Source organism: Lysobacter sp. P5_B9, assembly GCF_054049835.1.
Genome location: NZ_JBFULP010000016.1, coordinates 1 through 2222, shown reverse-complemented (window position 1 = coordinate 2222; position 2222 = coordinate 1). Strand labels below are relative to the sequence as shown.

The following is a 2222-nucleotide window of genomic DNA, read 5'->3' as shown; positions in this document are numbered from 1 at the left end:
GGTAAAGAAGGTGGTCCCGCGTTGGGTGTCACCACTCTTGGTAGTTCTAGTCTCGGCTTTTGTTGTGGCGGTCTTGGCGGCCTCGCAATGAGGCCTAACAATTCATTCAAGCCGAAGCCGCTTCGCGGCTTGGCTTAATTCAGGCGTTAGGGCCCATGAATCAGACTCTGCTGGTCGGACTTTTCATTCCGCTTTTCATCATGGCCGTGCTGTGGCTGCCGATGGTCGGCTATCTGCTCCACTCTATTGCCAAGCGCCATCCCACCAAGTATCAAGCGATGGGACGGCCGTCGCTGTTCAACCCAAACCCGATGCACCTCGCCAGGTTGTTCCGCTTTCTTTTCACAAGCGAGTGTCACAGCCTGGGTGATTCCCGCGTTTCCGCTCTCTCCAATGTCATGCGGGCTTGGTTTGTCGTTTACTTGATCGGCGGGGTTGCACTAGTCGGGCTCGTGGTGCGCAGTGCTGGGCCCTAACAATTCATTCAAGCCGAAGCCGCTTCGCGGCTCGGCTTAATTCAGGCGTTAGGCCGCAGCATTAATTAACCGGGGAGTGCTGAATCATGCATCTCGACTTTGCGACGGCGTTGAACATCATTTCCACGTTCGCAATCGTCGGTGCGCTCATTTTTACCGGGCTCCAAGTGCGAGAGGTAAATACCGCGCGGCGTGAGCAGGCGTCAGTGGCCATGATTGTGACGACGCAATCGATTTCGGTTGATCTGCTCAGCAAGTTGCCAGAGAACGCCAGCACCACGGACATTGGGCTGAGTTCACCTGAGACGCAGCGCGCACTGTTCGAGTTTGGAGTGCGCCTCGAGACGATTGGTTACATGGTGCACCAGCGAATGGTGCGGCTCGCCACAGTAGATGATCTCATGGGCGGCGTAACTCTGGTGTATTGGTCGCGCGCGAAAGCTTGGGTAGAAGCTGAGAGAGAGCGGACAGGCAACCCTAAGCTTTTTGAGTGGTGTCAGTGGGTAGCCACTCAGATCACCAAACGACACGCGAAAGGCAAAGACATTCCGGCGTATCTACGCGATATGCAGTGGCGAGAATGACAATGATGGCAAAGAACATAATCAATAAGGCTCCGCGGGCAGCGGCCTAACAATTCATTCAAGCCGAAGCCGCTTCGCGGCACGGCTTAATTCAGGCGTTAGGCCGCTGGAAACACATCACTGGGGGTTTCAGGTTTCTATGACGCATCCGCTGATCATTCCCATGGCGGCGCATGTCGCGCTAGCTGCGTTCCTTTATGCCCTTCTCACGGTTGTTCGCGCTCCGGCAATCTGGGGCATCGGGCGCCTGCCGGATGGCGGCAATCCTTGGGCAAAGCTTGAGCCCCGCATCAGCGCCAACCTTTCCAACCAATTCGAGTGGCCGCTGCTTTTCTATGCCGCCTGCCTGATCCTTCTCCAACTGGGCGCAAGCCAGCTCTCGATAGTTCTGGCATGGATCTTTGTTGTCGGCCGTGTACTGCATAGCCTGGTCCAAATACTGACAACCAACATCCGCCTTAGAGGCGTCGTGTTTACAATCAACTTTGTGGCTGTTCTTGGTCTTTGGCTCGTGGCTGTCTGGCCAGGGCCAGCGGCCTAACAATTCATTCAAGCCGAAGCCGCTTCGCGGCTCGGCTTAATTCAGGCGTTAGCTGTGCCAGTGCCGTCCATCGCTCGGCCATTGTTAAAAGGGCATCTCTCTTGCCGACCAAACTTCCCTTCAGTACGTACCTGAAAGTCACAATGGCTGGCGCCCTGCTGTTCGGGGCGCTTTTCGCAAGCCTAGTTGTGCTCGGCCTGCTGGCCTCAGTTCGCGTGCCAGGTTGGTCGTTGCTCGCAACCTGGGCCATCGCCATGTCGTTCGTTGTGGCTTTCGCAGCCCGTTATGTTGAAATGCGGCGTCGCTAGAGATCAAAGCCGTAGTTGGCCGAGCTCAAGCGTGGGGCACAGCTAACAATTCATTCAAGCCGAGGCCGCTTCGCGGCTCGGCTTAATTCAGGCGTTAGCGCTACATAGGAACTTGCATGCCCAACTATCAGTACCAACCCTATTATCAGTACAACGGTCAAACCCATTCCCAACCTTTGCGCGACGAACTTTCTCCCGAGGAGGCTGGCCGGCGTCTCGATCTTTTCTTTGCAGAGATCGGAAGCTACTTCGAGGATGTCGGTGCGGTGATTGAACCTGTGGACACTGGCATCATTTCGATAACCGCAGAGGT

Annotated in this window: 4 protein-coding genes; all 4 read left to right on the top strand. The window is 55.8% G+C overall.

Annotation, left to right across the window (positions count from 1 at the left end):
• Positions 1 to 155 precede the first annotated feature (155 nt).
• Positions 156 to 476: a hypothetical protein gene (locus tag ACXJJ9_RS16645; protein WP_457098202.1), complete on the top strand. Its 321-nt coding sequence runs from the start codon at positions 156 to 158 to the stop codon at positions 474 to 476.
• 86 nt (positions 477 to 562) lie between these two features.
• A complete protein-coding gene (locus tag ACXJJ9_RS16640; RefSeq protein WP_457098201.1) occupies positions 563 to 1060 on the top strand; it encodes a DUF4760 domain-containing protein in 498 nt (165 codons plus the stop codon).
• A gap of 139 nt (positions 1061 to 1199) precedes the next feature.
• Complete coding sequence (locus ACXJJ9_RS16635; protein WP_457098200.1) at positions 1200 to 1601, top strand: MAPEG family protein; 402 nt, start codon at positions 1200 to 1202, stop codon at positions 1599 to 1601.
• 424 nt (positions 1602 to 2025) lie between these two features.
• Positions 2026 to 2222 (top strand): hypothetical protein (locus ACXJJ9_RS16630; RefSeq protein ID WP_457097489.1); only part of this gene is annotated, 197 nt, incomplete at its 3' end.